Here is a 25,090-nt window from a genome sequence, read left to right as displayed (position 1 = left end):
GGAGGAAGCCAATGACGACACATCGCGCCCTGTGGGTGGCCGCGGGGCTCCTGGTCGGCCTCGCGCCGGCGCTGAGCGCGCAGGTGGAGCTGCGGGCGATCTTCGGCACGTCCCCGTCCGACGTCTGGGTCGTCGGCGAGGCGCCGGCCGCGCTGCACTGGGATGGCCAGGCGTGGAACGAGATGCCGTTCGGCGTCAGCCGGCCCGGCACGCTCCACGGCGTGTGGGCCAGCGGGCCGCGCGACGTGTACGCGGTCGGCGACGGCGGCGCGGTGCTCCACTTCGACGGCGGATCCTGGAGCCGGATGAGCGTCCCGACCAGCCAGCAGCTCGTGGCGGTGGCGGGCCGGGGGGCCGGCGACGTCTACGCGCTGGCGCAGTCGTCCAACGACCGGGAGGCGCCGCAGCTGCTGCATTTCGACGGCCGCACCTGGACGGCCACGCCCCTGCCGCTGCCGTTCCGCGCCAACGCGCTGACGCTGGCGGGCCGGGACGTCGTGGTGGCCGGCGTCGTGTACTACGATCCGCAGCCGAGCGAGCGCCGTCAGGCCGGCGTGGTGGCGCGCTGGAGCGGCGGGCGGTGGGCGACGACCGGCTGGGACGGGCAGAAGGTCGCCGACCCGGTCGCGGGCGCGGCGGGCTGGACCGGGCTGTCGGCCGCCGGCTCCACGCTGCTGCTGTTCGGTCAGCGCGAGGACGGTACCCGGGCGATCGCCATGAGCAGCGGCGGCTCCTGGACGCTGCTCCCGCCGGCGGCCTCCGCGATGTCCCGCACCCAGGTCCGCCTGGTGGCCCTGGCCGGCGACGCGTCCCCCGTCGCGCTGTACGAGGGCGACGGCTTCGCGCGCTATGCGGGCGGGCGTTGGACGGCGGTCTCGGGGCAGGCCGCGATGATGCAGATGATGTACGGGCAGCCCCAGCCGGGCGCGACCGCCGAGCAGCAGCAGCAGGCGGCGGCCCGGCAGCAGCAGCTGATGGCGCAGCTGCAGGCGAATCCGATGATGATGGCGCTGCGGATGCAGGCGTTCGATATGAGCCGCGCAGCGGCCGTGTGGGGCACGTCGGCGGGGGACTTCTACGTGGTGTCGGAGGGCGGACGCATCGTCCACGTCGTCGGGGACCAGGCCACGATCGCCTACGACGCGAGCTGCGCCGATCCGGCGGCGGCCGCGAATCCGATCTGCCAGGCGCTGCAGGCGAAGCAGTAGCGGGGCGCCGTCACCCGGCAGCAACAGGAAGGGCGCGCCGAACCGGGCGCGCCCTTCGTGTCACTGCCGTCTCCCCGCCTTGGGATGCCTTCCCCCGCCTCCCCGGCTACGCCGCCCTCCAGAACCGCATCAGCGCCTGTCCGTCCGGACACTCGCGGAGCTTCTCGAACGCGCGCTCGCGGATCTGGCGGATCCGCTCCCGGGTCACGCCCATCAGCGCCCCGATCTTCTCCAGCGTCATCGCCTCGGAGCCCTGCTCCAGGCCGTAGTAGAGGTACAGGATCTTCCGCTCCCGCGGCGTCAGGTACTTCTTGAACACGCGGTCGATGAACCCGCGCATCAGCTTCGAGTCGGTCGTCTCCTCGATCTCCCCGCCCTCGACGCCGGCGAACCGCTCGCCGAGGGTCGCGGCATCCCGATCGGTCCGGTCCACCGGGGCGTCGAGCGACACTTCCACGGCGGTCATCCGCCGGGCCGTGCGCACGTTGTCCACCGTGTCGCCCAGGGCGCGCGCGACCTCGCCGTCCGTCGGCTCCCGCCCCAGCTCCTGGGCGAGCACCATTTCGGTCCGCGACATCTTGATCAGCTGCGCGTTCTGATTGAGGGGAATCCGCACGCTGCGGGTCTGCTCGGCCAGCGCCTTGAGGACGGCCTGGCGCACCCACCACACCGCGTACGAGATGAACTTTACGCCCTGCTCCGGATCGAACTTCCGCACGGCCTTGAGCAGTCCCTCGTTGCCGATCGCCACCAGCTCCGAGAGATCGAGCCCGTGCCCCTGGTACTTCTTCACGTACGAGATGACGAAGCGCAGGTTCGCCGTGACGAGCCGCTCGGCCGCCGCCGGATCGCCCCGGCGCGCGAGACGCGCCAGCCGGCGCTCCTCCGCCGGGTCGTCGATCAGCGGCAGCTTCTGGATGTCCTGCAGGTACTGGTCGAAGGCTCCCGAGGCGCTCTGACGAAAGAAGCTCTTGGCCTTGCCGTTGTGACGCTCCAGCATGCGGGGCCCCTGTGCGTTCGCGATGGAGTGAGACGAATCGTGCTTCAGGGTGGCGTCGCGGGGCCCATAATAGGGAGCGCCGCCAATCCGTCAAGCGAAAGTTATTATCCACATCACTAAGTTGTTACTCTCGGGCCTGTTGGGACACTGCGTGCACACAATGCTATCGTCAAACATCGATTGATGCCGGCTCTCGCCTCCTAACGCACTGCGGCTGCAGGTGTTAGAACGGCACTGTCTTGATCATGTCGTGAAAATGTTTCTATGCTGGCGCTAGCGGCAGGCCTCGAGGGCGCCACGAACCTGCGCCGGGCTCATCTCCACCGTCCAGGCACCGTCCGCACCGTGCGCCATCCGGCCGATGGCGGCCGGGAGCGCGAAGCGCAGCGCGCCGGCGCGCACTTTCTTGTCCGCGCGCATGGCCTCGAGCAGGTCGTCGCACGCGACCGTCTCCGGCACCGTGGTGGGGAGGTCGAAGTGGCCGAGCAGCTCGAGCACCCTCGCGCGGGTTCCCGGCGAGGCGATCCCGGCCGCCTCGGCGAGCGCAGCCTCGACCGCCATGCCGATGGCGACCGCCTCGCCGTGGAGCAGCGCGTAGCCGCTCGTGGCCTCCACGGCGTGCCCCACCGTGTGCCCGAAGTTCAGCACCTGGCGGCGCCCGCGCTCGGAGGCGTCCGCAGCGACGATCTCGCCCTTGATGCGGATGCTCCGCTCGATGACCGCTTGCAGGGTGTCGAGGGTGCGCGAGAGGCACGCGGCGGCCGCGCGCCCGAGGTCGTCCGCGTAGGCGGCGTCGGCGACGACGCCGTGCTTGACCGCCTCGGCGCAGCCCGCGGCGACCTGGTTCCGCGGCAGCGTGGCGAGCGACTCGACGTCGGCCAGCACCAGGCGCGGCTGGTGGAAGGCGCCGACGAGGTTCTTGCCGGCCGGCAGGTCCACACCGGTCTTGCCGCCGATGGACGCATCGATCATCGCCAGCACGGTGGTAGGGACCTGGACCCAGGGGATGCCACGGTGCAGCGTCGCGGCGACGAACCCGGCGAGGTCTCCCACCACGCCGCCGCCGAGCGCCACGACCGCCGCATCCCGGCCGACGCCCGCCGCCACCATCCGGTCGCACAGGTCCGCCCAGGTCTCGCGGACCTTGTTCCACTCGCCGGCGGGGAAGACGAACGCGCGCGCCGTGAGACCGGCGGCCGCGAGGAGGTCGGCGATCCGCTTGCCGTACAGCGTGTCCACCCGGCTGTCGGTGACGACCGCGTACAGGTGGGCCGGGCATCGCTCGGCGAGCAGCCGGGGCAGGCGGCTCCACACGCCGCAACCGACGACGACCTCGTACGGCGTCCCCTGGTCCGCGGTGAGCGGGATGCGGACGGTCACCACGTGACGTCGGGCCGGCCCGCGCGCGCGTTGGCCTGGCGTGCGAGCACGAACAGCAGATCCGAGAGACGGTTGAGGTAGACGAGGATTTCCGGAGCGACGGGCTGCTCGTGCGCCAGATGGACGGTCGAGCGCTCGGCGCGGCGGCAGACCGTGCGCGCGAGGTGCAGGGCGGCCGCCTTCGGCGAGCCGGCCGGCAGCACGAACTGCTTGAGCGGTGCGAGGTCGCGCTCGGCCTCGTCGATGGCCTGCTCGAGGGCGCGGATCCGCTCGGCGCTCACGGCGAGCTTGGCACGCTGCTCGGGACGGAGCGAGCCGGGGTCGCGCGCGGCCAGGGCGCCGCCGATGGCGAACAGGTCGCGCTGGATCTGCGCCAGCAGCGGGTCCGCGAGCTCGGCGGGCGGGGTGGCGCGCGCGGCGCCGATGGCCGCGTTGGCCTCGTCCACGTCGCCGTAGGCGGCGACCCGCACGTCGTCCTTGGGGACGCGGGTGCCGCCGGCGAGCGAGGTCTCGCCCGCGTCTCCCGTCCTGGTGTAGATCTTCACGCGCGCAAGCTACGGCGGCGGCAGCCCGATCGCCAGCCACCCGCGGGCCGCACGAGCGGACAAGTGATTTCTGCTCAAGCAGTTGACATCATGCCGCAGGTGTACGAAAGTACGACAGTTCGCTCGCGCCGGTCTAGCCACGCGGTTCACGCGCCCTCCAGCCAAGGTCGTCACGCGCACACATGCCTCGGGTGCGGCAGCCAGTCCGTGATCGTCTCGTCGGCCCCTCGCCGGCAGCGTGAGACCGTGGCTCGTGATCGCCGTCGCGGTGCTCGGTGTCCGCGACCTCGCGGCCCAGGCGCAGGCTCCCGAGCGCACGGTCACGTCGGTGCGGTTTCGCGGGAACCACGCGATCGACATCCTCACGCTCGAGGCGGCGATCGCCACCAGCGCGTCGAGCTGGACCTACCGCGTGCCGCTCCTCAAGCACCTCGGGCTCGGCCAGCGGCGGCTGTTCGACGAGCTGGAGTTCCGCCGGGACGTGGTGCGCCTCCAGATCCTGTACCGCCTGCACGGCTTCTTCGAGGCCCGGGTGGACACGTCGGTGACCCGCACGGCCCGCACGGCGGACGTGGTCTTCCGGATCGACGAGGGGCCACCGGTGCTGGTGGATTCGATCGTGGTGCGGGGCGTGGATAGCGTGATGGACACGCACCGGCTGAGCGGGCGGCTGCCGCTGGCCGAGGGGAAGCCGTTCGACCGGGCCGAGTTCGACGCGTCCGCGGACACCGTGGCGCTGGCGCTGGAGAACCGCGGGTACCCGTTCGCCGCGGTGTTCCGCAACTACACGGTGGACCGGGCGGCCCGGACGGCGTCCGTCGAATACCAGGCGGTGCCCGGGCGACGCGCGCGCGTCGGCGACATCGTCATCGGCGGCAACCAGGCGGTGGGCGCCCGCATCATCCAGCGTTCCCTGGCCGTGCGCGACGGCGACTGGTTCAGCCAGGACGCGCTGTACGATTCCCAGCGCAGCCTGTACCAGACCGACCTGTTCCGCTACGTGAGCGTCGGCATCGCGGCCGACTCGGTCGTGGCGGGCGCCGACTCGCTGGTACGGGTGCAGGTGCAGGTGAACGAGGGCCCGCGCTCGCGGCTGCGGGCGGGGGTCGGCTACGGGACCATCGACTGCGTCCGCGCGCAGGCCACGCTGTCGACCGGCAACTTCCTGGGAAACGGGCTGCGGCTGGATCTGGCGGGCAAGGTCTCCAAGCTCGGCGTGGGGTCGCCCACCGACTGGGGGCTGAGCAACTCGATCTGCTCGGCGTTGTCGGGGGACCCGTTCTCGGAGCGGATCAACTACCTCGCGTCGGCGACCTTCACGCAGCCGGCCGTGTTCGGGCGTCGCAGCACGCTCACCCAGACCGACTTCGCCGAGCGCCGGTCGGAGTACAAGGCGTTCGAGCGGAACGGCATCGGCAGCTCGGTCGCGGCGTCGTTCGGGCTGGGGCGCGCCTCGCTCCTGACGGTGTCGTACCGCCTGACCTACGGCAGCACCACGGCCGACACCGCCGTGTACTGCGTGTACTTCGACCGGTGCGAGCAGCAGGCGATCGACGTGCTGAAGGAGCGGCATCGCCAGGCGGCGCTGTCCGTGTCGCTCGAGCGGAACACCGCGAACTCGCCGATCGAGCCGAGCGGCGGCTCGGTGCTCTCGCTCGAGCTGTCACACGCGTCCCCGCTCGTCGGGTCGGAGCAGCTGATCTCCTACAACAAGGCGGTGGCGGAAGGCTCGTGGTACTGGCAGCTGGAGCGCGGCTGGGTCGTGGCGCTGCGCGCGCGCGGCGGGGTGATCCGGCCGGGGGTCGCGTTCGTGGCGGACACGTCCATCCGCTTCGTGCCGCCGGAGGAGCGCTTCTACGCCGGGGGGCCGGCGTCGGTCCGGGGGTTCGGACGCAACGAGATGGGGCCGCTCGTGTACGTGGCGGACACGGTGCTCGTGGACTCCGTCACCGGTGCCAGCGTGCCGGTCAACCTGAGGATCTCGCCGGTCGGCAGCTATGCGATCGGCCTCGCGAACTTCGAGCTGCGCATGCCCTCGCCGGTGTGGCCGAGCCGGCTTCGGCTGGCGGCCTTCGTGGACGCGGGTGAGCTGTGGGACCAGACCTCGGCGGGGTTGATCCCGTCGGGGCTCAAGGTGACGCCGGGCGTCGGCCTGCGGGTGGGCACGCCGCTCGGACCGGTGCGGCTGGACGTCGCCTACAACGACTACCCGCGCCAGCGGGGCCCGCTGTACGAGGTCATCCGCACCTCCAGCGGCGCACCGCAGGAGCTGCGGCTGGTGGAGCCGGACTATCCCGGTCCCCCGCGCGGCACGGCGTTCTTCCAGCGCCTGCAGTTCCAGTTCAGCGTGGGGGAGGCGTACTAGTGGCGCGCCGGGTGCTGTTCCTCGCCGGGGTGGCGGCACTGGGCCTGGTCGTGCTCGGCCTGGCGGCGGCGACGCTGATCCTGGCGTCGGCCCCCGGGCACGCGGTCGCGCGACGGCTGGTGGTGGCCGCGCTCGAGCGCGCGGTGGACGGCCGGGTGCGGATCGGATCGCTCGGCGGGCCGCTGTGGCGGGAGCTGGATGCGCGCGAGATCGAGCTCGCGACGCCGGACGGCCGCCCGGTGATCCGCGCGGCACGCCTCACGGTCCGCTACACGCTGGCGGACCTGGTGCGGCGCCGGTTCGTCCTCACGCACGTCGCGATCGACGCGCCGGCGGTGACGCTCGAAGAGGGCGCCGACGGGCACCTCAACATCGAGCACCTGTTCCGGCTGCTCGGCCCGCGGTCGGGGCCGGCCGGCCGCCGCCCGGTAGTGGACCTGCGGGACGTCAGGCTGAGGCACGGGTCCTTGGTCCTGCGGGAGCGGAACGGGGACGGTGGCACGCGCGTGCGGCAGTTCACCGGCATCCAGATGGACCTGGCGCGGGTGCGTGCGTCGAGCCCCGATACGGCCGGGGTCCTGATCGACATCCGGCACCTGGCGGTCGCGATCTCCGACCCGGCGGCCCTGGTGCGCGACGCCAAGGGGCGCGCCACCGTGGAAGGCGATTCGGTGCGGTTCGATCTCCCGCGCCTTGCGCTGCCGGGCACGGTCGGCACGGCTCAGGGGGTGGTGCGATGGGGCCGGGCGGTGGCGGCCGGCCGGCCCAAGCTGGACCTCGCGGCCAACCTCCGCCGCGCGAGCTTCGCGGATTTCCGCTGGGCGGCGGGGGGGCTGCCCGCCTCCGGCGGCGGCCGGGTGCGCGTGCGGGCCCGGCTGCTGAGGCACGGGAGCGAGTGGAGCTTCGCCGACGCGGACCTGCGCTCGGGGCGGAGCGTCGTGCGCGGCTCCGTGGACCTGGTCGCGCCGCCCTCGGGCTCCGTGCGGCTCGGCAAGCTCAGCGTGGACGCGAAGCCGCTCGACCTGGGGCTGCTGGAGCCGCTGCTCGGCAAGCTCCCCGTCGGGGGCGTGGTGAGCGGACACCTCACGGCCTCGGGGCCGCTGACCGGCCTGACGGTCGGGGCGGACCTGGCCTTCACGGACGAGCGGGTGGCCGGCCACCCCGTCAATCGCGTGGCGGGCTCCGGCCTGGTCGCGCTGGGGGGGCGCGACGGCTTCACCTTCCATCACTTCGCGGTGACCAGCGCGAGCCTGGCCCTGGGGACGATCGAGCGGTTCGCGCCGTCGGTCGGGCTGAAGGGGCAGCTCGGTCTGGTCGGCGACCTCGACGGACCGTGGCGAGCCGCGACGTTCGGCGGCACGCTGTCGCACGACGACGGCCACGGCGACCCGTCGCGGCTCCGCGGAACGATGCGCCTCGGGCTCGCCGACACGCTGCGGGTGGACGCCGACGTGGTGGCGGACTCGGTGTCGCTGGACGACGTCTCGCGGTCGTACCCGGGCGTCGCGCTCGCCGGCACGGTGTCGGGGCGGGTTCGGCTCGCCGGCCCCGTCACGGCGCTCGCGTTCGAGGCCGCACTGGCGGGACCGGGCGGCGCCGTGCAGGCCAGCGGCGAGATCGCGGCGCGCGACTCGGCCGTGCACTTCCGGGGATCGGGCTCGCTGGCGGGGATCGACCTGGCGCGCCGGCTGCCGGGCGGACCCGAGTCGCGCCTCGACGGCACGTGGCGCGCGGACGTCGTGCTCCCATCGGCGAGCGGTCGAGAGCCGGTGACGGGCACGCTGTCCCTCGTGCTCGACAGCAGCGAGGTCGCGGGCATCCCCCTGGATCGGGCGGGCGCGGCGCTGACGTTGACGGCCCAAGGGCTCGAGGTCGACACCGCCTACGCCGAGCAGCGGGACGTCGGCCTGGTGGCGTCGGGATCGCTCGGGCGCCCCGGGGGCTCCGCCGGGCAGCTCCGCGTCGCGTTCCACGCCGATACGCTCGAGAAGATCTGGCCGCTGGTCTCGTGGGCGCGGAAGGCCGCGGGGGATACGACGCCCTTCGGCCTGGGCGGCGCGGGCCGCGTCAGCGGCCGGCTGGTCGGGACGACGGCGGCGTGGGTTGCGCAGGGCGACGTGTCGCTGGACAGCGTCGCGCTGGGGCCGGTGTCGGCCAGGGCCGCGCGCGTGAGGGGCTCGCTGGAGCGGACGGAGCGCGGCTGGGCGTTCGGGTTGCGGGCGGCGGCCGAGACGCTGGCCGTGGACGGCATGCGCTACGACGCGGTCGCGATCTCGGCGGATGGGCCGCTCGACTCGCTGCGGCTGCACGCGGCCGCCGCCTTCGGCCTCGGGTCCTCGGTCGAGGCGGACCTGGCGCTGGCGCTCGACTCGATCGGATGGGCGGCGCGCGTCAGCGCCGGGACACTGGCGCTGCCGCAGCGGGTGTGGCGACTGGCGCGGCCGACCTCGATCACGGCGTCCGCCGACGCCGTGGCCATCGACTCGCTGGAGCTGCGCGCCGAGAGCGGCGGGCTGGTGCGCATCGCGGGACGCCTGCCCCGGGCGCGCCCCGGCGACCTGTCGCTCGAGGCGGACAGCGTGCCGCTGTGGGACCTGTATGCGCTCGCCGAGCTGGACACGACGGGGATCGGCGGGTTGCTGGACGCCAGGGTCCACGTGGTGGGTCCCGCGGCCAGCCCGCGCATCGAGGCGGCGGCGGCGGTGTCCGACGGGCGGTTCGGCGAATTCCACGCGCCCCGCCTCGACGGGTCGGCGAGCTACGCCGACCGGCGGCTCGTCTTCAGCGGCGGCCTGGGCGGCACGGGCGGGCGCGTGGTGACGGCCTCGGGGTCGCTGCCGCTGGACCTGGCCTTGGAATCGGTGGCGCGGCGGCAGCTGCCCGACTCGCTGCGGATCACGGTGCGCGCCGACTCGGTGGACCTGGCGATCCTGGACGCGCTGACCCCCCTGGTGCGCGGCGTGAGCGGCCGGCTGGTGGCGGACGTCTCGATCGACGGCACCTGGGAGCGGCCGGACCTGACGGGCAGCGCCCGCGTCGTCGGCGGGGCGGTGAGCATTCCGGCGCTCGGTGCGCGCTACAGCGGCATCGAAGCGCGGCTCTCGCTGTCCGGCGACCGGCTGCTGGTGGAGGAGGCGCGGCTGCGGGGCGGCGCGGGCACGCTCGCCATCGGCGGTGACGTGCGCTTCGCCGCGCTCACGCACCCGATGCTCGATCTCACGCTCAAGGCCCGCTCGTTCAGCGCCTTCAGCCAGCGCGACTTCGCCGGGTTGACGGCCACCGGCGAGCTCAGGCTGACGGGGCCGGCGGTGGGCGCGACGCTCACCGGGGGCGTGGTGGTGGACGCCGGGTTCCTCGCCTTCGCGGACCTGGTGGAGAAGCGGATCGTCAATCTCGACGACCCGGAGTTCCGCGCCGTGGTGGACTCGAGCCTGGCCCAGGCGACGGGTCTGGGGCCGAGCGTCCAGAACGTGCTGCTCGACAGTCTGAGGATCCGGGATCTCACCGTGGCGATGGGGCCCGACGTGTGGCTGCGGTCGCACGAAGCGAACATCCAGCTGGCGGGCAGCTTCACGGTGGCCAAGGACGTCGAGGTGGGCACCAGCCGCTACCGGTTGGACGGCACGCTGCGGGCGGTGCGGGGCACCTACCGGCTGGTGGTGGGGCCGACGGCGAAGGAGTTCCGGGTCACGCGCGGCACCGTGCGCTTCTTCGGCACGCCCGACCTCAACCCGGTGCTGGACATCGCGGCCGAGCATACGGTGCGGTCCGTGAGCGGCGGCGACCTGGTGGTGCGTGCCGTCATCGGCGGCACGCTGCTCGTGCCCAAGCTCTCGCTGGAGAGCGACGAGCGGCCGCCGCTCTCGGAGACCGAGATCGTCTCCTACCTGCTGTTCGGGCGGCCGACGTTCGACCTGGCCTCCGGCGGAGGGACGGCGACGGGCACGAGCGAGCAGGCGATTTTCCAGGGCGCCATGGCGGGCCTGGCCGGCGCGCTGTCGGGCGAGCTGGAGCAGACGCTGGTCACCAACCTGGGCATCCCGGTCGACTACATTGCGATCCGCCCGGGCGGCGGCACCGTGGGGGACATCTTCAGCAGCACGCGCGTCGAGGCGGGGACGCAGCTCGGGGAGCGCACGTTCCTGACGTTGAACGCGGGCCTGTGCCAGGTGGCGCGGGGACTGTCCTCGCAGGCGCTCGGGGCGAGCGTGGAGCACCGGCTGACCGGGCGGTTCACCATGGAGGCGAGCATCGAGCCGACCGTCGAGGAGTGCCGTCCCGTGGGCTTCCAGATCCGGCCCCCGGCGCCGTACCAGATCGGCTTCGACCTGTTCTGGCAGTGGGGCACGCCGTGACCGACGCCCTGATCGTCACCAATCCGGCGGCGGCCCGGGCGGGCAAGCGGGGCCTGGCCGAGGCACGGCGCCGGCTGGAGGCGCGGGGGTTCCGCGTGGAGGTGGAGACGACGGTCGCGACGGGCGACGGCGAGCGGCTCGCGCGCGCGGCCGCGGCCGGCGGGACGCACGTGGTGATCGCGCACGGGGGCGACGGCACGGTGATGGACGTCGCCGCCGGACTGGTGGGCACCGGGCTGCCACTCGGCCTGCTGCCCGGCGGGACCGGCAACGTCCTCGCCGGGAACCTGGGCATCAGCCGCTCGTTCGTGGCGGCGGCCGAGACGATCGCGGCGGGGACCACGCGCACCATCGACGTGGGCCGGCTCACCACCGGGGCCGGGTCGCGGTACTTCGCGGTCAATTGCGCCGCCGGCTTCGCGGCCGATCTGATGGCGGAGACCGAGCAGCACCACAAGCGGCAGTTCGGCGTCGCCGCCTACGTGGCGCGGGCCTTCGTGATGGCGGCCCACCTGGTGCGCGCCGCCACGCGCGTCGAGGTCGACGGTGCCGTGCACGAGGGACAGGCCGTCACGGTGCTGGTGGCCAACTGCCGGCACATCGTGCCGCGGCTGCTGCCGCTGGCTGGGGACATCGCGCCGGACGACGGGATGCTCGACGTGGCCGTCCTCGACGCCGGCTCGTACGCGGCCGCGCTGCGGCTGGTGTGGCGCCTGGTGCAGCGCCGGCCCGAGGTCGACGCCGGCATCACGTTCTATCGCGGCCGTCGCGTGCGGGTCAGCAGCGAGCCCGAGCTGCCGGTCGAGGCCGACGGCGAGGCGCTCGGGACCACGCCGATGCTCGTGGAGCTCCTGCCGCGCTCGCTGACGGTCTTCGCGCCGCTGCCGCGCCATCTCGCCGGGGCCGGCGATGACCGCTAGCTTGGGCGCGATGACCTCCCCGCTCGCCGGCCGGCGCGTGCTGGTGGTGGACGACGAGCGCGCCATCGCCGCCGCGGTGGTGCGGCGGCTCGAGCAGGACGGCGCCGTCTGCGTTGCGGCCTACTCCGGCACCGAGGGCGCGGAGCGCCTGTCCGGGAGCGCCTTCGACCTGGTGATCACCGACATCGAGATGCCCGGCAAGTCCGGGCTCGATCTCATCACCGACCTGCGCGCGCTGCGCGAGCCTCCCACGGTCATCGTGATGGCTCCCGCCAGCGACGGTGCGGCGGTGGTCGAGGCGCTGGGCCGCGGCGCCGACGGGTACGTGCTCAAGCCCTTCCAGCCGGAGCAGCTCTCGCACGAGGTGGCCCTCGCGGCCGAGCTGCGCACCCTGCGCGCGACGGTGGCCGCGGGCGCGGCGGCGGCGGGGCCGATCCTCACGGTGCTCGGGGAAGTGGTCAATGCCTACGAGCGGGCCGATCCGTTCCGCGCCGGATACTCCGCCCGCACCGGGCGGCTCGCCGCCGCGTTCGGCGAGGCGCTCGGCCTGGACGGGGAGCGCCTGCTGCTGGCCGCCCGGGTGCACGACGTCGGCATGCTCGCCGTGCCGCAGGCCGAGCTGCACTCCGCCGTCACGATGGACCGCGCCGCCCAGCACCTGATCCGCGTGCACCCGACGCTGGGGGCACGCTGGATCGAGCGGCTGGGCGCCGACCGGGCGGTGGTGGCCGCCGTGGCGGCGCACCAGGAGCGCTTCGACGGCAACGGCTACCCGGGCGGACTGGCGGGCGACGACATCCCCGCCCTGGCGCGCACCCTGGGCACCGCCGCCGCCGTCGCCGCGATGTGCGCGCCGCGGCCGTGGCGCGCGCGGCGCGAGCCCGCCGCGGTGCTCGACGAGCTGCGCGCCGGCCGCGAAACCCAGTTCGGCGCCGCCGAGGCCGATGCCGCCGTCGCCGTGCTGCGGCGGTCGCCGGCCTTGCTGGCCTGAGGACGCATGTCCGACTCCGTGATGGTCGTGGACGACGATGCCGACGTGCTCAGGGCCGTGGGCGACTACTTCGAGCGGCTCGGGTACGAGGTGTTCCGCGAGGCGACCGGCGAGGCCGCGATCGAGGCGTTCCCGCGCCAGCGGCCCGACGTGGTGATCCTCGACCTCCGGCTGCCGGGCATGGACGGGCTCCAGGTGCTCGAGGAGCTGCGCCGGGGGGACGCCTCGGTGCTGCTGCTGACGGGCCACGGCGACATCGCGACCGCGGTCCGCGCGATGCAGCTCGGGGCGGAGCACTTCCTCACCAAGCCGGTGGACATGCCGCTGCTCGCGGCCGCCGCGGCGCGCGCCGTCGAGAAGGTGCACCTGCGCCGGCACAACGCCCTGCTGGTCGCCCGGCTGGCGCCGGCGGGCGGCGACGACGTGCTCGGCGTGTCGAAGCCGATGCGCGACCTCGCCCGCCAGCTGGTGCTGCTCGCCGAGTCGGACCGGACCACGGTGCTGATCACGGGCGAGAGCGGCAGCGGCAAGGGCTGGGTGGCGCGGCTGCTGCACCGGCTGTCCGGACGGCGCGACGCGCCGTTCGTGGACGTGAACTGCGCCGGCCTGTCGGCCACGTTCCTCGACTCGGAGCTGTTCGGTCACGAGAAGGGCGCGTTCACCGACGCCAAGGACCGCAAGCAGGGACTGTTCGAGATCGCCGATCGCGGCACGCTGTTCCTGGACGAGATCGCCGAGCTGGCGCCGGAGCTGCAGCCCAAAGTGCTCAAGGCGATCGAGGAGAAGAGCTTCCGGCGGCTGGGCGGCACGCGCGAGATCCAGGTGGACGTGCGCCTGATCGCGGCCACCAACCACGACATCGGCGACGCGGTGCGCCAGGGGCGGTTCCGCGAGGACCTGTACTACCGGCTGAACGTCATCCCGCTGCACCTGCCGCCGCTGCGGGAGCGGGCGCGGGAGGACCGGCTCGCGCTGCTCCGCCGCCTGTTCGGGGAGCTGCGCGCGGAGCTGCCCGAAAGCCCCTCGGACTTCGAGAGCGAGGTGCTCGAGCGCCTGCTCGAGTACGGGTGGCCGGGGAACATCCGCGAGATGCGGAACGTGCTGGAGCGCGCCCTCATCCTGGCCCGCGGCGCCCAGCGCCTCGGGCCGCAGCACCTGCCGGCCGAGGTCGGCCGGCGCCAGGCGCTGCCGCCCGGGCGCGAGGCGGTCTCGCTCGAGGAGGTGGAGCGCCGCCACATCGAGCGGACGCTGCGGCGCCACGGGGGCAATCGCACCCGCGCCGCCGAGGAGCTGGGGATCTCGCGCGCCACGCTGATCAACAAGATCAAGGTCTACGCGCTCGACGTCTGAGGCGCTTGGGGGGAGTCATGCCGGAAGTGGACATGATGGTGTGCCGGTCCTGCGGGAACCAGGAGCGCGCGTCCGAGGGAGCGCCGTGCGACGACTGCGGGACCTTCGTGTGCCTGATCTGCGGGTTCCGCGGCATCACCCTGTGCAAGCCGTGCCGCACCAAGCGCGGGCTGCCGGAGCCCGCGAACCTCCCGCCGCCGACGTCCCCGCAGCCGACCTAGGCCGTTCCCGCCACCTCCAGCACGAGGGCGGCGAACACCTTCGGATCGAGCATCAGCCCGACCAGGGAGCGCAAGTTCGCGATCGCCTCGCGCGGCTCGAGGGTCTGGCGCTCGGCCGTGGCCACGGACAGCTCGTCGTATACGCTCGCCGCGGCGACGATCCGCGAGCCGATGGGGATGTCCTCGCCCCGGCGGCCCTCGGGCACGCCCTTGCCGTCGTAGCGCTCGTGCTGGTAGCGCACGATCTCGGCCACGCCCTTGAGGTGGGCCAGGGGCTGGAGCAGGCGGAGCGCGAGATCCGGGTCGTCCTGCGGCGCGGCGATCTCGTCACTCGGCGGCGCGCTCAGCTCCAGGCCCGGCTCGCGCAGCGCGAGCTTGCCGACGTCGTGTACCCGGCCGGCGGCGCGCACGGCCTCGATCTCCTCGTCGGCCAGGCCGAGGCGCACCGCGATGCGGCCGCTCAGCTCGGCCACGCGCTGCGAGTGGCCCCGGAGATTCGGGTCCTTGCCCTCGAGCGCGTCGACCAGCGCGGCCAGGACGTTGACCGACAGCCGGCTGAGCTGGCGCGACTGCGACACCAGCTCCTTGGTGCGCGCCGCCACCTCGTGGGCCAGCCACTCCTCCAGCCCGCGCCGCTCGAGCTCGAGCTCCCGCTTGCGCAGGGCCGACTGCAGGGCGTGCTGCAGCTCCTCGAGGTCCACCGGCTTGATGAGGTAGTCGGCCGCGCCCAGCTTGAGGCAGGAGATCGCGGCGCGCGGCTCGTCCACCCCGGTGAGCATGATGACCGCGAGGTCGGGGTCGCTCGCCAGCGCCTTCGGCAGCAGCTCCATCCCCGACATCCCCGCCATCCGGATGTCGCACAGCATCGCCGCCAGTCGCTGGGTCGTGAGCAGCTCGAGCGCCTGCTCGGCGTTGTCGGTCTGGAGCACCTGGTGGCCGAGTCGCTCGAGGAACGCCGAGAGGGCGGACCGCAGGGAACGATCGTCCTCGACGATCAGGACGCGGGTCTTTCCCATGGGCGTCACTTCGCGAAGCTATGGCGGCCCGGCTGGAGCGGCAAGGCGGCCGGCCCCGAGCCCGTGTGGCCCCGGGCCCCCGGGCGGCGGGGCGCCGCCCCGCGCTTGACGCTGGCGCGCGCCGCGGGCTAGCGTTCGCCCGCGAACCCCATGACACCCGCCATCACCGACGTCCCCGGCATTCTGGTCGGTCACGCGACCGACGCGCCGGGAGGCACCGGGTGCACCGTCGTGCTCGCGCCTCCCGACGGGATGCCGTGCACGGCGTTCGTGCGCGGGCGCGCCACCGGATCGCGCGAGCTGGACGCATGCCGCCCGGAGTCGCTGGCGGGCCGCGTGGACGCCGTCGTCCTCACCGGCGGCTCCGCGTACGGGCTGGCTGCGGCCGACGGCGTGATGCGGTGGCTGGAGGCGCGGGGCCGGGGCTTCAAGGTCGGCAGCGGCGTGGTGCCGATCGTGCCCGCCGCGGTGGTGTTCGACCTGCTGCCCTTCGGCCGCTTCGACGCACGGCCGACGGCGGAGACGGGCACGGCGTGCTGCGACGCCGCGGGAACGTCCGTGGCCGAGGGCTCGGTCGGCGCCGGCACCGGCGCCACGGTGGGCAAGGCGCTCGGCCTGGAGTGGGCAATGAAGGGTGGCGTCGGCTCGTGGTCGGCGAGCGCCGGCGACGTCGTGGTCGGCGCGCTCGCCGTGGTCAACGCCTTCGGGGACGTGCTCGACGCCTCGGGTCGGGTGCTGGCGGGCGCCCGCCGCTCCGGCGGCGGCTTCGCCGGATCGGCCGAGTATCTGTCCCGCGGGGGCCTTCCGGGAGGCGCGCTCCGCGCGGCCCACCACACCACGCTCGTCGTCGTGGCGACCAACGTCGCCCTCGACCGGTTGGCGCTCGGCGGCGTGGCGCGCGCGGGCGCCGACGCCCTCGCCCGCCGGGTCGTGCCCTCCGGCACCGCCCTCGACGGCGACGTCGTCTTCGCCTGCTCGGTGGGAGCCGTGGCGGCCCCTGCGTTCCAGGTCGAGCAGCTCGCCCGGGCCGCGACGGAGACGGCCGTGGAGCGCGCGGTGCGGGCGGCGCAGGGTCGGGACGGCATCCCGGGGCTGGGGGACGGTGCGGGGGCGGGCGCGGGATAGACGGCGGGACGGAGCGGAGGCGGGCTAGCGCACCGCCCCGGTCACGTCGCCGTCAGCGTCCGCCCGCCGGAACTTGGCCAGCACGATGCCGATCCGGTCCTGCACGGCCCTGGCCCGGTTGATCCGGGGTGGGTCGTTGACGATGATCGAGAACGCGAGCTCTTCGCCGCCGGCCGCCGTCACGTAGCCGGTGAGCGCCGACGCGTCGCTCAACGTCCCCGTCTTGGCGCGCAGCTTCCCTTCCGCCGCGGTGCCTTCCATCCGCCGCCGCAGGCCCTCGCCGGCCACCGGCAGCGAGCCCCAGAACTGGTCCCCCTCGGGAACGCGCCGCTCGTAGGCGAGCAGCTGGACGAGCGAGCGCGGCGTGGCCTCGTCCAGCAGCGAGAGACCGGAACCGTCGCTGACCTGCACGCTCGAGGGCGCGATCCCGACCTCGTCCGAGAGGAAGCGCGCCACGGCGTTGGCGCCGCTCGCGAAGGTGCCGGCCCCGTCCACCGACCGGCCGATCGAGCGGAACACCAGCTCGGCCGAGAGATTGTCGCTGCGGTGGTTGATCATCGTCACCAGCGAGCCGAGAGTCGGGGACACGCGCACCGCGATGGTGCCGCCGAACGGCGGGCCGGCGGGTTCGCGCGTCCACGCCAGCAGCGCCCGGGCGCGCTCCGGTCCCTCGTCGGTGACGCCCCGGGTGGTGCCCTGCACCGTGACGCCGCGCGACGCGAGCAGCTGGCGCAGCAGGCCGGCCGCGAACACCGCCGGCTGGCGCACCACGATCTCGGTGGTCCAGCTGCGGCGGCGCGGCGAGATGGTCCCGCTGAGGGTCACCACGCCGGGGGACGGGCCGCGCCGCACGTCGATCCGGGTGCGGGTGCGGCTCCGGCCCGTGCGCACGAGGGTGGTGAACGTGTAGTAGTCGGTCGGCGGCTCGACGGTGACCCGGGCCGGCGCGCCCGGCCCCGCCCCCGGCTCGACGACGACGCGGATCCGGTTGGCCGCCGCGCCGAGCGCGGACGGCGGGGCCGCGAACGGCTCGTCGAGGTTGTCGGCCGACCACCCCGGTCCCGCGAGCTCGGCGCCGAGGAACGACGCGTCCCCCACCATGTCGCCGCGCACCAGGCGGATGCCGGCGCGCGCCACGCTGTCGGCGAACGGCGCCAGGTCGGCGGTGTCGAGCCCGAAGGTCGGGTCGCCCGTGCCGTAGAGGATCAGGTTGCCGTAGAGGGTGCTGTCCTGGACCGGGCCGTCACCGAACAGCACGGTGACGAACCGGAAGTCCGGGCCCAGGTAGTGCAGCGCGGCGGCCGTGGTGAACAGCTTCGCGTTGGAGGCGGGCAGGAAGCGGCGATCGGCGTGGTACGAGAACAGCGTGTCGCCGCGCGTGAGGCTCACGACCAGCGCCCCCCAGGTCGCGTGCCGCCACAGGTGGCCCCGGAACAGGGGTGCGATCGAAGGAGCGAGGACGCCCTGCGGCTCGTCCTGGCTGCGGGCGATCGCGGGGGGCGCGGCGGCGGTGGCACAGAGGCACAGCGCGACGAGGCGGGTCTGCACGCCGCACCTTAAGCGCGCCGGGGTCTCCCGGTCAACCGGCGAACCTGCGGCGCGGGACCGCGACTACCCGCGCGAGCTTCGGCCCCGGGCCCGGCCGACCACCACCGTGATGTTGTCCGTGCCCCCGCCCTCGAGCGCGAGATCGAGCAGCGAGCGGCACAGCTGCTCCGACGACTCCATGGTCCGCGTCTGTGCCGCGATCTGCGCGTCGGAGACGTGGGTCGTCAGCCCGTCGCTGCACAGCAGCAGGACGCAGCCCCGCTGCCGGATGTCGAATCGGGACACCACCGGACTCGCCTCGTCGCCGCCGATCGAGCTCGCCAGCACCCGGTTGAACGGCGAGGTCGCCGCGCGCTCGGGCTTGAGCACGCCGCTGTCCACCAGCTCCTGGGCGACCGTCTGGTCGCGCGTGACCTGCCGCAGCTCGCCGTCCCAGTAGTAATAGCAGCGGCTGTCGCCCACCTGGACGACGTAGGCCCACGGCCACACCGCGATGGCCAGCGTCAGCGTGGTCGCCATCGCGCGCGCCGGGGCCCCGTCGTCGCCGCGCCGGCCCTCGGACGCGCTGCGGACGGCCGCGTGCGCCTCGAGCGCCGCGGCCCTGAGCGCGGCGTGGAGCTCCGGCTCGTCGGCGGCCCCGGCCGCCTGGTAGCTCCGCAGCGTGGAGGCCACGTAGGACGCGACGGTTTCCGTCGCGAGCTGGCTCGCCCGTCCTCCCGCCACGCCGCCGCCGACGCCGTCGGCCACGAGCATGATCGTCGCCAGGCGCTCGCCCCGCAGCGGCAGCGCGTCGGAGCCGGGCAGACTGGTGCCGTGAATCACGACCTGATGGTGGACGGTGGCCAGGAGGAAGTGATCCTGGTTCTCCTTGCGCACCTTGCCGCGGTGGGTCACACCGAACAGGTCGAGCTCGTGGTCGCGGGGCCGCTCCCCGGGAGCGGGCACGACCGAGACGGTCAGCAGGTCAGCGAGAGCCATGGGTCCCCCAACGGCTGGAGCGGCGCGCGGTGCACCAGGCGCGCCCGACGACGACCCGTCGCTTGCGGGAACGCTGGAACATAGGGGTCCGCGGCGTGCCCTCGCCAGGGCGGATGGACGCGGTCACGACCGGGGCGTGGCCGGCGCCATGCACCGGAACCCGACCAGGGCGAAGGCGGCCGGGCCGGCGACGGCGGGCTGGTAGCCGCGCCAGGTCGCGTCGGCGATGGAGTCGGGCGTGTTGTAGCCGCCGCCCCGGATCACGTACGTGTCGGCGCTGCGGGGGGGCGGCGTGCCACCGGCGTACGCCTTCATCGGCGAGGCCGTCCATTCCCAGGTGTTCCCGATCAGGTCGTGCACGCCCTGCGGAGAATCGCCGAGCGGAAAGCTGCCGACCGGCGCCAGCCGGCCCCGCCCGGCCGACTGGACGTTGGCCGCCCCGGGTATCCTCGCGTCGCCCCACGGGAACCGGCGGGCGAGCGGGCCGCGGGCCGCGGCCTCCCATTCCTCCTCGGTGGGCAGCCGCGCTCCGGGGCCGTGCTTCAAGCCGCAGTACGACATGGCCTGCGGCCACATGACGCCCGTGATCGGGAGGAGCGAGTCCCCGGGGGTCGTGTCCGTCACGGTTCCCCAGACCGCCTGGCCGCCGGACGCGGCGGCGAAGCTCCGGTACGCCCCGACGGTCACTTCGGTCTTGTCGAGATAGAACGGCGGCAGCGTGACCTTGTGGGCGGGACGCGACCAGCGGGGGCCGTCGTCGCGCCCGATGGTGTAGGTGCCGCCCGGCACCAGCGCCATGCCGGCCGGGACGGCGGACCCGGCGGACGGCGGGGGCCGGCGCGCGCCGCGCCCGCGTCCCTGCCACAGGAAGACGACCGCGAGGAGCACCAGGGCCGCCCCGCCCACGAACCCGAGCCGGCTGCGCGCCCGCCGCGCGGCCCGCGCCATCTCGGCCGTGGTGTGGCCGCCGGAGATGGGCGTGGTGCCGCCCAGCGCTCGGACGATCTCGCCCCCGGTCGCGAACCGGCGCGCGGGATCCTGCTGGAGGCAGCGGTTGATGACGTCGGCCAGCGCCGGCGGCGCCTCCGGCCGCGCGCGCTCCACCGGCTCCGCCGCCGTGGCGACGCGCTTCATCAGCACTTCGGTCGGCGTGGTGCCGCTGAACGGCGGCCGGCCCGCCAGCATTTCGTAGCCCACGACGCCGAGCGCGTAGAGGTCGGCGCGGTGGTCGACCTTGTCGCCCACCACCTGCTCCGGGCTCATGTAGGTCGGCGTGCCGACCACCATCCCGGACGCCGTCAGCGAGGAGGTCTCCGCGGTGCGCGCGATGCCGAAGTCGGTCACCAGCGCGCGGCCGCTGTCCCGCTCCAGCAGCACGTTGTGCGGCTTGATGTCGCGGTGGATCACCCCGCGGCGGTGGGCGAGGTCGAGGGCGCTGGCGACCTCGCGGAGGATGCGGGCCGTGTCCTCGACGTCGATCCGCCCCTCGCGCTCGAGCCGGTCCGCGAGGCTCTCGCCGTCCACGTACGCCATCGCCAGGTAGAAGATGTCGTTCGCGTTGCCGATGAAGTGCAGCGGCACGATGTGGGGATGCGTGAGCTGCGCGATGGTCTCGGCTTCGCGCCGGAAGCGCTCCTGCGCCGTGGCCGACAGCAGCAGGTCGGGCGAGAGCACCTTGACCGCCAGCGGCCGCTTGAGCGTGAGGTCGCGGACCAGGTAGACGGCGGCGAACCCTCCCTGGCCGATGGGCCGCTCGACGGCGTACCCCTCCCCCAGGGCCGCCTGGAGGCGGGCGGCGAGGTCGTCCGGGCGCGCCGTCATGGCGCTCAAGTCTGCAGCCGAGGGGTGCCGGAAAGCAAAGGCCCGGGACGAGCCCGGGCCCTTGCCTGACGTGCGCTGCCGGGAATCGCTACTGGCAGTTGCTCACGTGATGGGTGACGAGGTTCAGGTTGCAGGTCTTGTTGTCGATCTTCAGCACCACGTTGCCCTGGTTGTCCGGCGGGAAGTCCACCTCGACGCGCTTGGTCACGTCGGTGGTGGAGGAGCGGGTCGCGCTGGTGAAGGTCGCGTGCACGGACACGTTGCGCACGATCTTGCCCGAGATCGGCCACGGGTTGTCGATCCGCGGCAGATTGTAGGTCACCGCCTCGACCGAGTCGCTGCCCGCCTCCTCGTAGAGGCGCTGCACGCTGGGACCGACGAACGACACGGTGTCGCTGCCAGTCGAGAGGCCGTCGTGCTGGCGCGACGTCTCCGTCGTGCCGGTGTAGATCCGGAACAGGGTGTCGAGCACGGTGCGGCTGATGTTGCCGGTGAAGATCGCGCCGTTCTCGGCCGTGTCGGCCCGGAACCCGGTGAAGGTCACGTGCAGCACGGCGGTGCGGACGGCCGAGGTGCCGCAGGTGGTCCCGGCGCCGGTCGAGTCGTAGCAGTTCCGGGTGCGCGTGTAGCTGATGCTGTCGCCGGAGACGGCCGCGGCGGACGCCTGGATCGGGGCCACCAGGCCGGCGAAGCCCTCGTTGGTCGACAACACCTCGACGTCGAGGGCCACGGCATCGCCCGAGCTGCTGGCGACGTCGGTCGTCAGCGTCGTCTGGTCGACCAGCGACGCCGGCGACGTGCTCTCGCTGCACGCCCCGAGCGCGAGCAGGCCCGCGGCGGCGGCGAGGTGTACGACGGTGCGGCTCTTCATGGTTGCATCCTCCAGCTGTTGACGAAGGGGGCGCCACCGGTGGCGGCGGAGAAGCTGTGTGACGGTGAGACGGCTACGCCGCCGGCCTGTTAACCGGGCCGCGCGGAGGTGTGACGCGGGTCACACCGTCCGGTGCTCGGTGCGCGCGATGATCTCGTCCTGGAGGGCGCGGCCGAGATCGCAGAAGTAGTCGCTGTAGCCTGCGACCCGCACGATCAGGTCGCGGTGCTCGTCGGGATGCGCCTGGGCGGCGCGCAGCGTGTCGGCATCCACCACGTTGAACTGCACGTGATGGCCGCCGAGGCGGAAATAGGTGCGGACCAGCGCGGCGAGGCCACGCCGGCCCGTCTCGCCGGCGAGCAGGGCCGGCGTGAACTTCTGGTTGAGCAGCGTCCCGCCGGTCCGCACCTGGTCCATCTTCGCGACCGAGCGCAGCACGGCGGTCGGCCCGCGGCGGTCGGCACCCTGCACCGGCGAGACGCCTTCGCTCACCGGCGTGCCGGCATGCCGCCCGTCCGGGGTGGCGCCGAGCACCGAGCCGAAATACACGTGGACCGTGGTCGGCAGCAGGTTGATGTGGTACGTGCCCCCCTTGGTGCTCGGCCGGCCGTCGACCGCCGCGTAGAACGCCTCGAACACGCGGACCATCACCTCGTCGGCCGCGTCGTCGTCGTTCCCGTAGCGCGGCGTGCGGTGGAGCAGCAGCTGGCGCAGCCGCTCGTGGCCCGCGAAGTCGTCCGCGAGGGCGGCGAGCAGCTGCTCCATGGAGACCGCGGCAGACTCGAAAACGTGACGCCGGACGGCGCTCAGCGCGTCGGTCACCGTGCCCAGGCCGACGCCCTGGATGTAGGTGGTGTTGTAGCGCGTGCCCCCGTCGTGATAGTCCCGCGCGTTCGCGATGCAGTCGTCGATCAGCAGCGACAGGAACGGCGCGGGCATCTGCTCGGCGAACAGGCGCTCGATCCGGTCGTTCCCCTCGGCCTTGACCCCCACGAGATGGCGGAGCTGCGCGTGGAAGGCCGCGAACAGGTCGTCGAACGCCGCGAAGCGGCGCGGGTCGCCGGTGGCGGGGCCGAGCCGGCGGCCGGTCCGCGGGTCCACGCCGTCGTGCAGCGCCAGCTCCAGCACCTTGGGCAGGCTGAGGTAGCCGGTGAGGTTGTAGTTCTCCTTGCCGAAGGCTCCGACCTCGACGCAGCCGCTCGAGCCGCCGTTGCGCGCGTCCTCGAGGCTCTTGCCCTGCCGCAGCAGCTCGCGGACGATGAGGTCGTGGTTGAAGACGGACGGCTGGCCGAAGCCGGTGGCGATGACGCGCGCCGCCCGGTCGAGGAACGCGTCGGGGCTCCGCTCGGTCACCTGGATCGAGGCGCTGGGCTGCAGCAGCCGCATCTCCTCGACCACGTCGAGCGCGAGCATCGTCAGCTCGGACACGCCGTCGCCGCCGTCGGCCGTCGTGCCCCCCAGGTTGACCTGCGCGAAGTCGGTGTAGGTGCCGCTCTCGGCGGCGGTGACGCCGACCTTGGGCGGGGCGGGCTGGTTGTTGAACTTGATCCACAGGCACTGGAGCAGCTCTTCGGCGCCCGCCCGGGTCAGGGAGCCGTCGGCGAGGCCCCGGCGGTAGAACGGCAGCAGGTGCTGGTCGAGCCGTCCGGGGCTGAAGGCGTCCCAGGTGTTGAGCTCGATGGTGACGCCGAGATGCACGAACCAGTACGCCTGCAGCGCCTCCCCGAAGTCCCGCGGCGCGTGTGCCGGGACGCGCGTGCACACCGCCGCGATCCGGGCCAGCTCCGCGCGGCGGCGCGGGTCCGGCTCGCTCGCCGCCAGCTCCCGCGCGCGCGCGGCGTGGCGCTCGGCGAACCGGATCAGCGCGTCGGCCGAGATGCGCATCGCCTGGAGCTCGGCCCGGCGCGCCCCGGCGGCCCCGTCGCCTCCGGCGCGCGGCGCCGCGAGCGCGGCGTCGATGTCGGCCTGGAAGTCGCGCAGGCCCCGCCGGTAGATCTTGTCGTCGAGCACCGTGTGCCCGGGAGCGCGCTGCTCCATGAACTCGGTGAACACGCCGGCGTCGTAGGCCGCCTGCCACTCCGCCGTCATCGCCCCGAACAGCCGGTCGCGGATCGAGCGGCCGCGCCAGAACGGGATGATCTCGCGCTCGTACAGCTCCCGGGTCTCGCGCGTCACCGCGAACGGGATCTTCTCCCGCGTGTCGAGCAGGTCGAGGTCCTCGAGGGAGTGGCAGCACAGCTCGGGATACGTCGGCGTCGCCTTGGGCGAGGGGCCCTTCTCGCCCACGATCAGCTCGCCGGCGCCGAGCCAGATGCTCTGGTGCTCCATCAGGTGGCGGAACGCGTGCGCGCGCACCAGCGGCGCGGGCCCCGTCGCCGGGTGTTCGCGGTAGAAGGCGGTCACCAGCCGCGCCCGCTCGGGGGAAATCGTCGGGCGGGCGGCGAGGCTGCGGCGCCGCAGGCAGGCGACGCGCTCGGTGATCACGGGGCCACCTCGCCGACCGGCACGCCGCCCGCGGCCAGGAAGGCCGCGATCTCGCCCAGCTGGGCGCGCGCCGGCGCGCGCGTGTCCGGGAGCCGGTAGGTCCGGTCGAGCCGCTCGTACTTGTGCACGCCGATGCGATGGTACGGCAGCAGGTCCAGTCGCACCAGATGCGGCAGGCCGGCGGCGAACGCGCGAACGGCGGCGAGGTTCTCCGGGTCGTCGGTGACGCCGGGGACGACGGGCACCCGGAGCACGATGCGGTGCCCGGCCTCCGAGAGCCGGCACAGGTTGGCGAGGATGCGGCGGTTGCCCACGCCGGTGTACCGGCGGTGGCGGTCCGCGTCCACCAGCTTGAGGTCGTAGAGGAACAGGTCCACGTCGCGGCGCAGCAGCTCGAAGCTCGCCCACGGAGCGTGGCCGCAGGTGTCCAGCGCGGTGTGGAAGCCGCGCGAGCGGGCGGCGGCGAGCAGGGCCGCGGCGAACCGGGGCTGCAGCATCGGCTCGCCCCCGGACAGCGTGACGCCGCCGGCGGACTGCTCGTAGAACGAGCGGTCGCGCTCGACGACGGCGAGCACGTCCTCGACGCTCATCGGGCGTCCCGCCACCTCGCGCGCCTCGGCCCAGCAGCTGCGCGTGCAGGCGCCGCACGCGCGGCAGCGCGAGCGGTCGGTGACCGGCGCGCCGTCCACCCAGGCGACGGCCCCGTGCGGGCAGGCATCGACGCAGGCGCCGCAGCGGATGCAGCGGCCCTCGTGCACGATGGTCTCCGGGCCCGGCGCCTGGCTCTCCGGGTTGTGACACCACCAGCACGACAGGCCGCACCCCTTCAGGAACACGGTGGTCCGGATGCCCGGGCCGTCGTGGATGGCGTAGCGGCGAATATCGAACACGATTCCGGTGATCAGGGAACCT

The 25,090-nt window shown here is 73.8% G+C and carries 18 protein-coding genes; 8 read left to right on the top strand and 10 right to left on the bottom strand.

Going from position 1 to position 25,090, the window contains the following annotated elements:
- Positions 1 to 11 precede the first annotated feature (11 nt).
- Positions 12 to 1,208 (top strand): hypothetical protein, encoded by a 1,197-nt coding sequence (locus VMF70_09085; GenBank protein HTT68170.1) that lies wholly within the window; start codon positions 12 to 14, stop codon positions 1,206 to 1,208.
- Between the two features lie 106 nt (positions 1,209 to 1,314).
- On the opposite strand, the gene VMF70_09080 is transcribed toward VMF70_09085, so the two are convergent.
- The 3 genes from VMF70_09080 to VMF70_09070 form a co-directional block, all read right to left on the bottom strand.
- On the bottom strand, positions 1,315 to 2,208 hold the full coding sequence (locus VMF70_09080; GenBank protein ID HTT68169.1) for an RNA polymerase sigma factor RpoD/SigA: 894 nt from the start codon (positions 2,206 to 2,208) through the stop codon (positions 1,315 to 1,317).
- Between the two features lie 273 nt (positions 2,209 to 2,481).
- Positions 2,482 to 3,588, bottom strand: coding sequence for a 3-dehydroquinate synthase (aroB, locus tag VMF70_09075; protein ID HTT68168.1), 1,107 nt, complete (start codon positions 3,586 to 3,588; stop codon positions 2,482 to 2,484).
- Positions 3,585 to 4,133: a cob(I)yrinic acid a,c-diamide adenosyltransferase gene (locus VMF70_09070; GenBank protein HTT68167.1), complete on the bottom strand. Its 549-nt coding sequence runs from the start codon at positions 4,131 to 4,133 to the stop codon at positions 3,585 to 3,587. The genes aroB and VMF70_09070 overlap by 4 nt, the downstream gene beginning before the upstream one ends.
- 238 nt (positions 4,134 to 4,371) lie before the next feature.
- Between VMF70_09070 and VMF70_09065 the strand changes: the two genes are divergently transcribed.
- The 6 genes from VMF70_09065 to VMF70_09040 are packed head-to-tail and all read left to right on the top strand — an operon-like array spanning position 4,372 to position 14,335.
- Positions 4,372 to 6,498, top strand: a complete 2,127-nt coding sequence (locus VMF70_09065) for a BamA/TamA family outer membrane protein (GenBank protein HTT68166.1) — start codon at positions 4,372 to 4,374, stop codon at positions 6,496 to 6,498.
- Positions 6,498 to 10,853 (top strand): translocation/assembly module TamB, encoded by a 4,356-nt coding sequence (locus VMF70_09060; protein HTT68165.1) that lies wholly within the window; start codon positions 6,498 to 6,500, stop codon positions 10,851 to 10,853. The genes VMF70_09065 and VMF70_09060 overlap by 1 nt, the downstream gene beginning before the upstream one ends.
- Positions 10,850 to 11,773, top strand: coding sequence for a YegS/Rv2252/BmrU family lipid kinase (locus VMF70_09055; GenBank protein HTT68164.1), 924 nt, complete (start codon positions 10,850 to 10,852; stop codon positions 11,771 to 11,773). Before VMF70_09060 ends, VMF70_09055 begins: the two co-directional genes overlap by 4 nt.
- Entirely contained in the window at positions 11,763 to 12,764 is a 1,002-nt protein-coding gene (locus VMF70_09050; GenBank protein HTT68163.1) for a response regulator, read from the top strand. The genes VMF70_09055 and VMF70_09050 overlap by 11 nt, the downstream gene beginning before the upstream one ends.
- Positions 12,765 to 12,770: 6 nt before the next feature.
- Positions 12,771 to 14,114, top strand: coding sequence for a sigma-54 dependent transcriptional regulator (locus tag VMF70_09045; protein HTT68162.1), 1,344 nt, complete (start codon positions 12,771 to 12,773; stop codon positions 14,112 to 14,114).
- Positions 14,115 to 14,131: 17 nt separating this feature from the next.
- Positions 14,132 to 14,335, top strand: coding sequence for a hypothetical protein (locus VMF70_09040; GenBank protein ID HTT68161.1), 204 nt, complete (start codon positions 14,132 to 14,134; stop codon positions 14,333 to 14,335).
- Here the strand turns inward: VMF70_09040 and VMF70_09035 are convergent.
- A complete protein-coding gene (locus VMF70_09035; protein HTT68160.1) occupies positions 14,332 to 15,351 on the bottom strand; it encodes an HD domain-containing phosphohydrolase in 1,020 nt (339 codons plus the stop codon). The two genes, VMF70_09040 and VMF70_09035, sit on opposite strands and share 4 nt — an antisense overlap.
- A gap of 150 nt (positions 15,352 to 15,501) precedes the next feature.
- Between VMF70_09035 and VMF70_09030 the strand changes: the two genes are divergently transcribed.
- Positions 15,502 to 16,476, top strand: a complete 975-nt coding sequence (locus tag VMF70_09030) for a P1 family peptidase (GenBank protein ID HTT68159.1) — start codon at positions 15,502 to 15,504, stop codon at positions 16,474 to 16,476.
- Positions 16,477 to 16,500: 24 nt separating this feature from the next.
- On the opposite strand, the gene dacB is transcribed toward VMF70_09030, so the two are convergent.
- The 6 genes from dacB to VMF70_09000 all read right to left on the bottom strand — a co-directional run bounded on the left by dacB (position 16,501) and on the right by VMF70_09000 (position 25,068).
- Complete coding sequence (dacB, locus tag VMF70_09025) at positions 16,501 to 18,024, bottom strand: D-alanyl-D-alanine carboxypeptidase/D-alanyl-D-alanine-endopeptidase (protein ID HTT68158.1); 1,524 nt, start codon at positions 18,022 to 18,024, stop codon at positions 16,501 to 16,503.
- Between the two features lie 63 nt (positions 18,025 to 18,087).
- A complete protein-coding gene (locus VMF70_09020; protein HTT68157.1) occupies positions 18,088 to 19,002 on the bottom strand; it encodes a protein phosphatase 2C domain-containing protein in 915 nt (304 codons plus the stop codon).
- 123 nt (positions 19,003 to 19,125) lie between these two features.
- Complete coding sequence (locus VMF70_09015; GenBank protein ID HTT68156.1) at positions 19,126 to 20,823, bottom strand: bifunctional serine/threonine-protein kinase/formylglycine-generating enzyme family protein; 1,698 nt, start codon at positions 20,821 to 20,823, stop codon at positions 19,126 to 19,128.
- 88 nt (positions 20,824 to 20,911) lie between these two features.
- The gene (locus tag VMF70_09010; GenBank protein ID HTT68155.1) at positions 20,912 to 21,694 is read right to left on the bottom strand and encodes a hypothetical protein; all 783 of its coding nucleotides are present in this window, start codon (positions 21,692 to 21,694) and stop codon (positions 20,912 to 20,914) included.
- Between the two features lie 120 nt (positions 21,695 to 21,814).
- Positions 21,815 to 24,178, bottom strand: coding sequence for a trans-4-hydroxy-L-proline dehydratase (hypD, locus tag VMF70_09005; GenBank protein ID HTT68154.1), 2,364 nt, complete (start codon positions 24,176 to 24,178; stop codon positions 21,815 to 21,817).
- Positions 24,175 to 25,068, bottom strand: coding sequence for a glycyl-radical enzyme activating protein (locus VMF70_09000; protein HTT68153.1), 894 nt, complete (start codon positions 25,066 to 25,068; stop codon positions 24,175 to 24,177). The genes hypD and VMF70_09000 overlap by 4 nt, the downstream gene beginning before the upstream one ends.
- Between the last annotated feature and the right edge of the window lie 22 nt (positions 25,069 to 25,090).

It is taken from the genome of Gemmatimonadales bacterium, from assembly GCA_035502185.1.
Classification (GTDB): Bacteria; Gemmatimonadota; Gemmatimonadetes; order Gemmatimonadales; family JACORV01; genus Fen-1245.
This window is presented reverse-complemented; position numbering and strand designations above follow the sequence as displayed.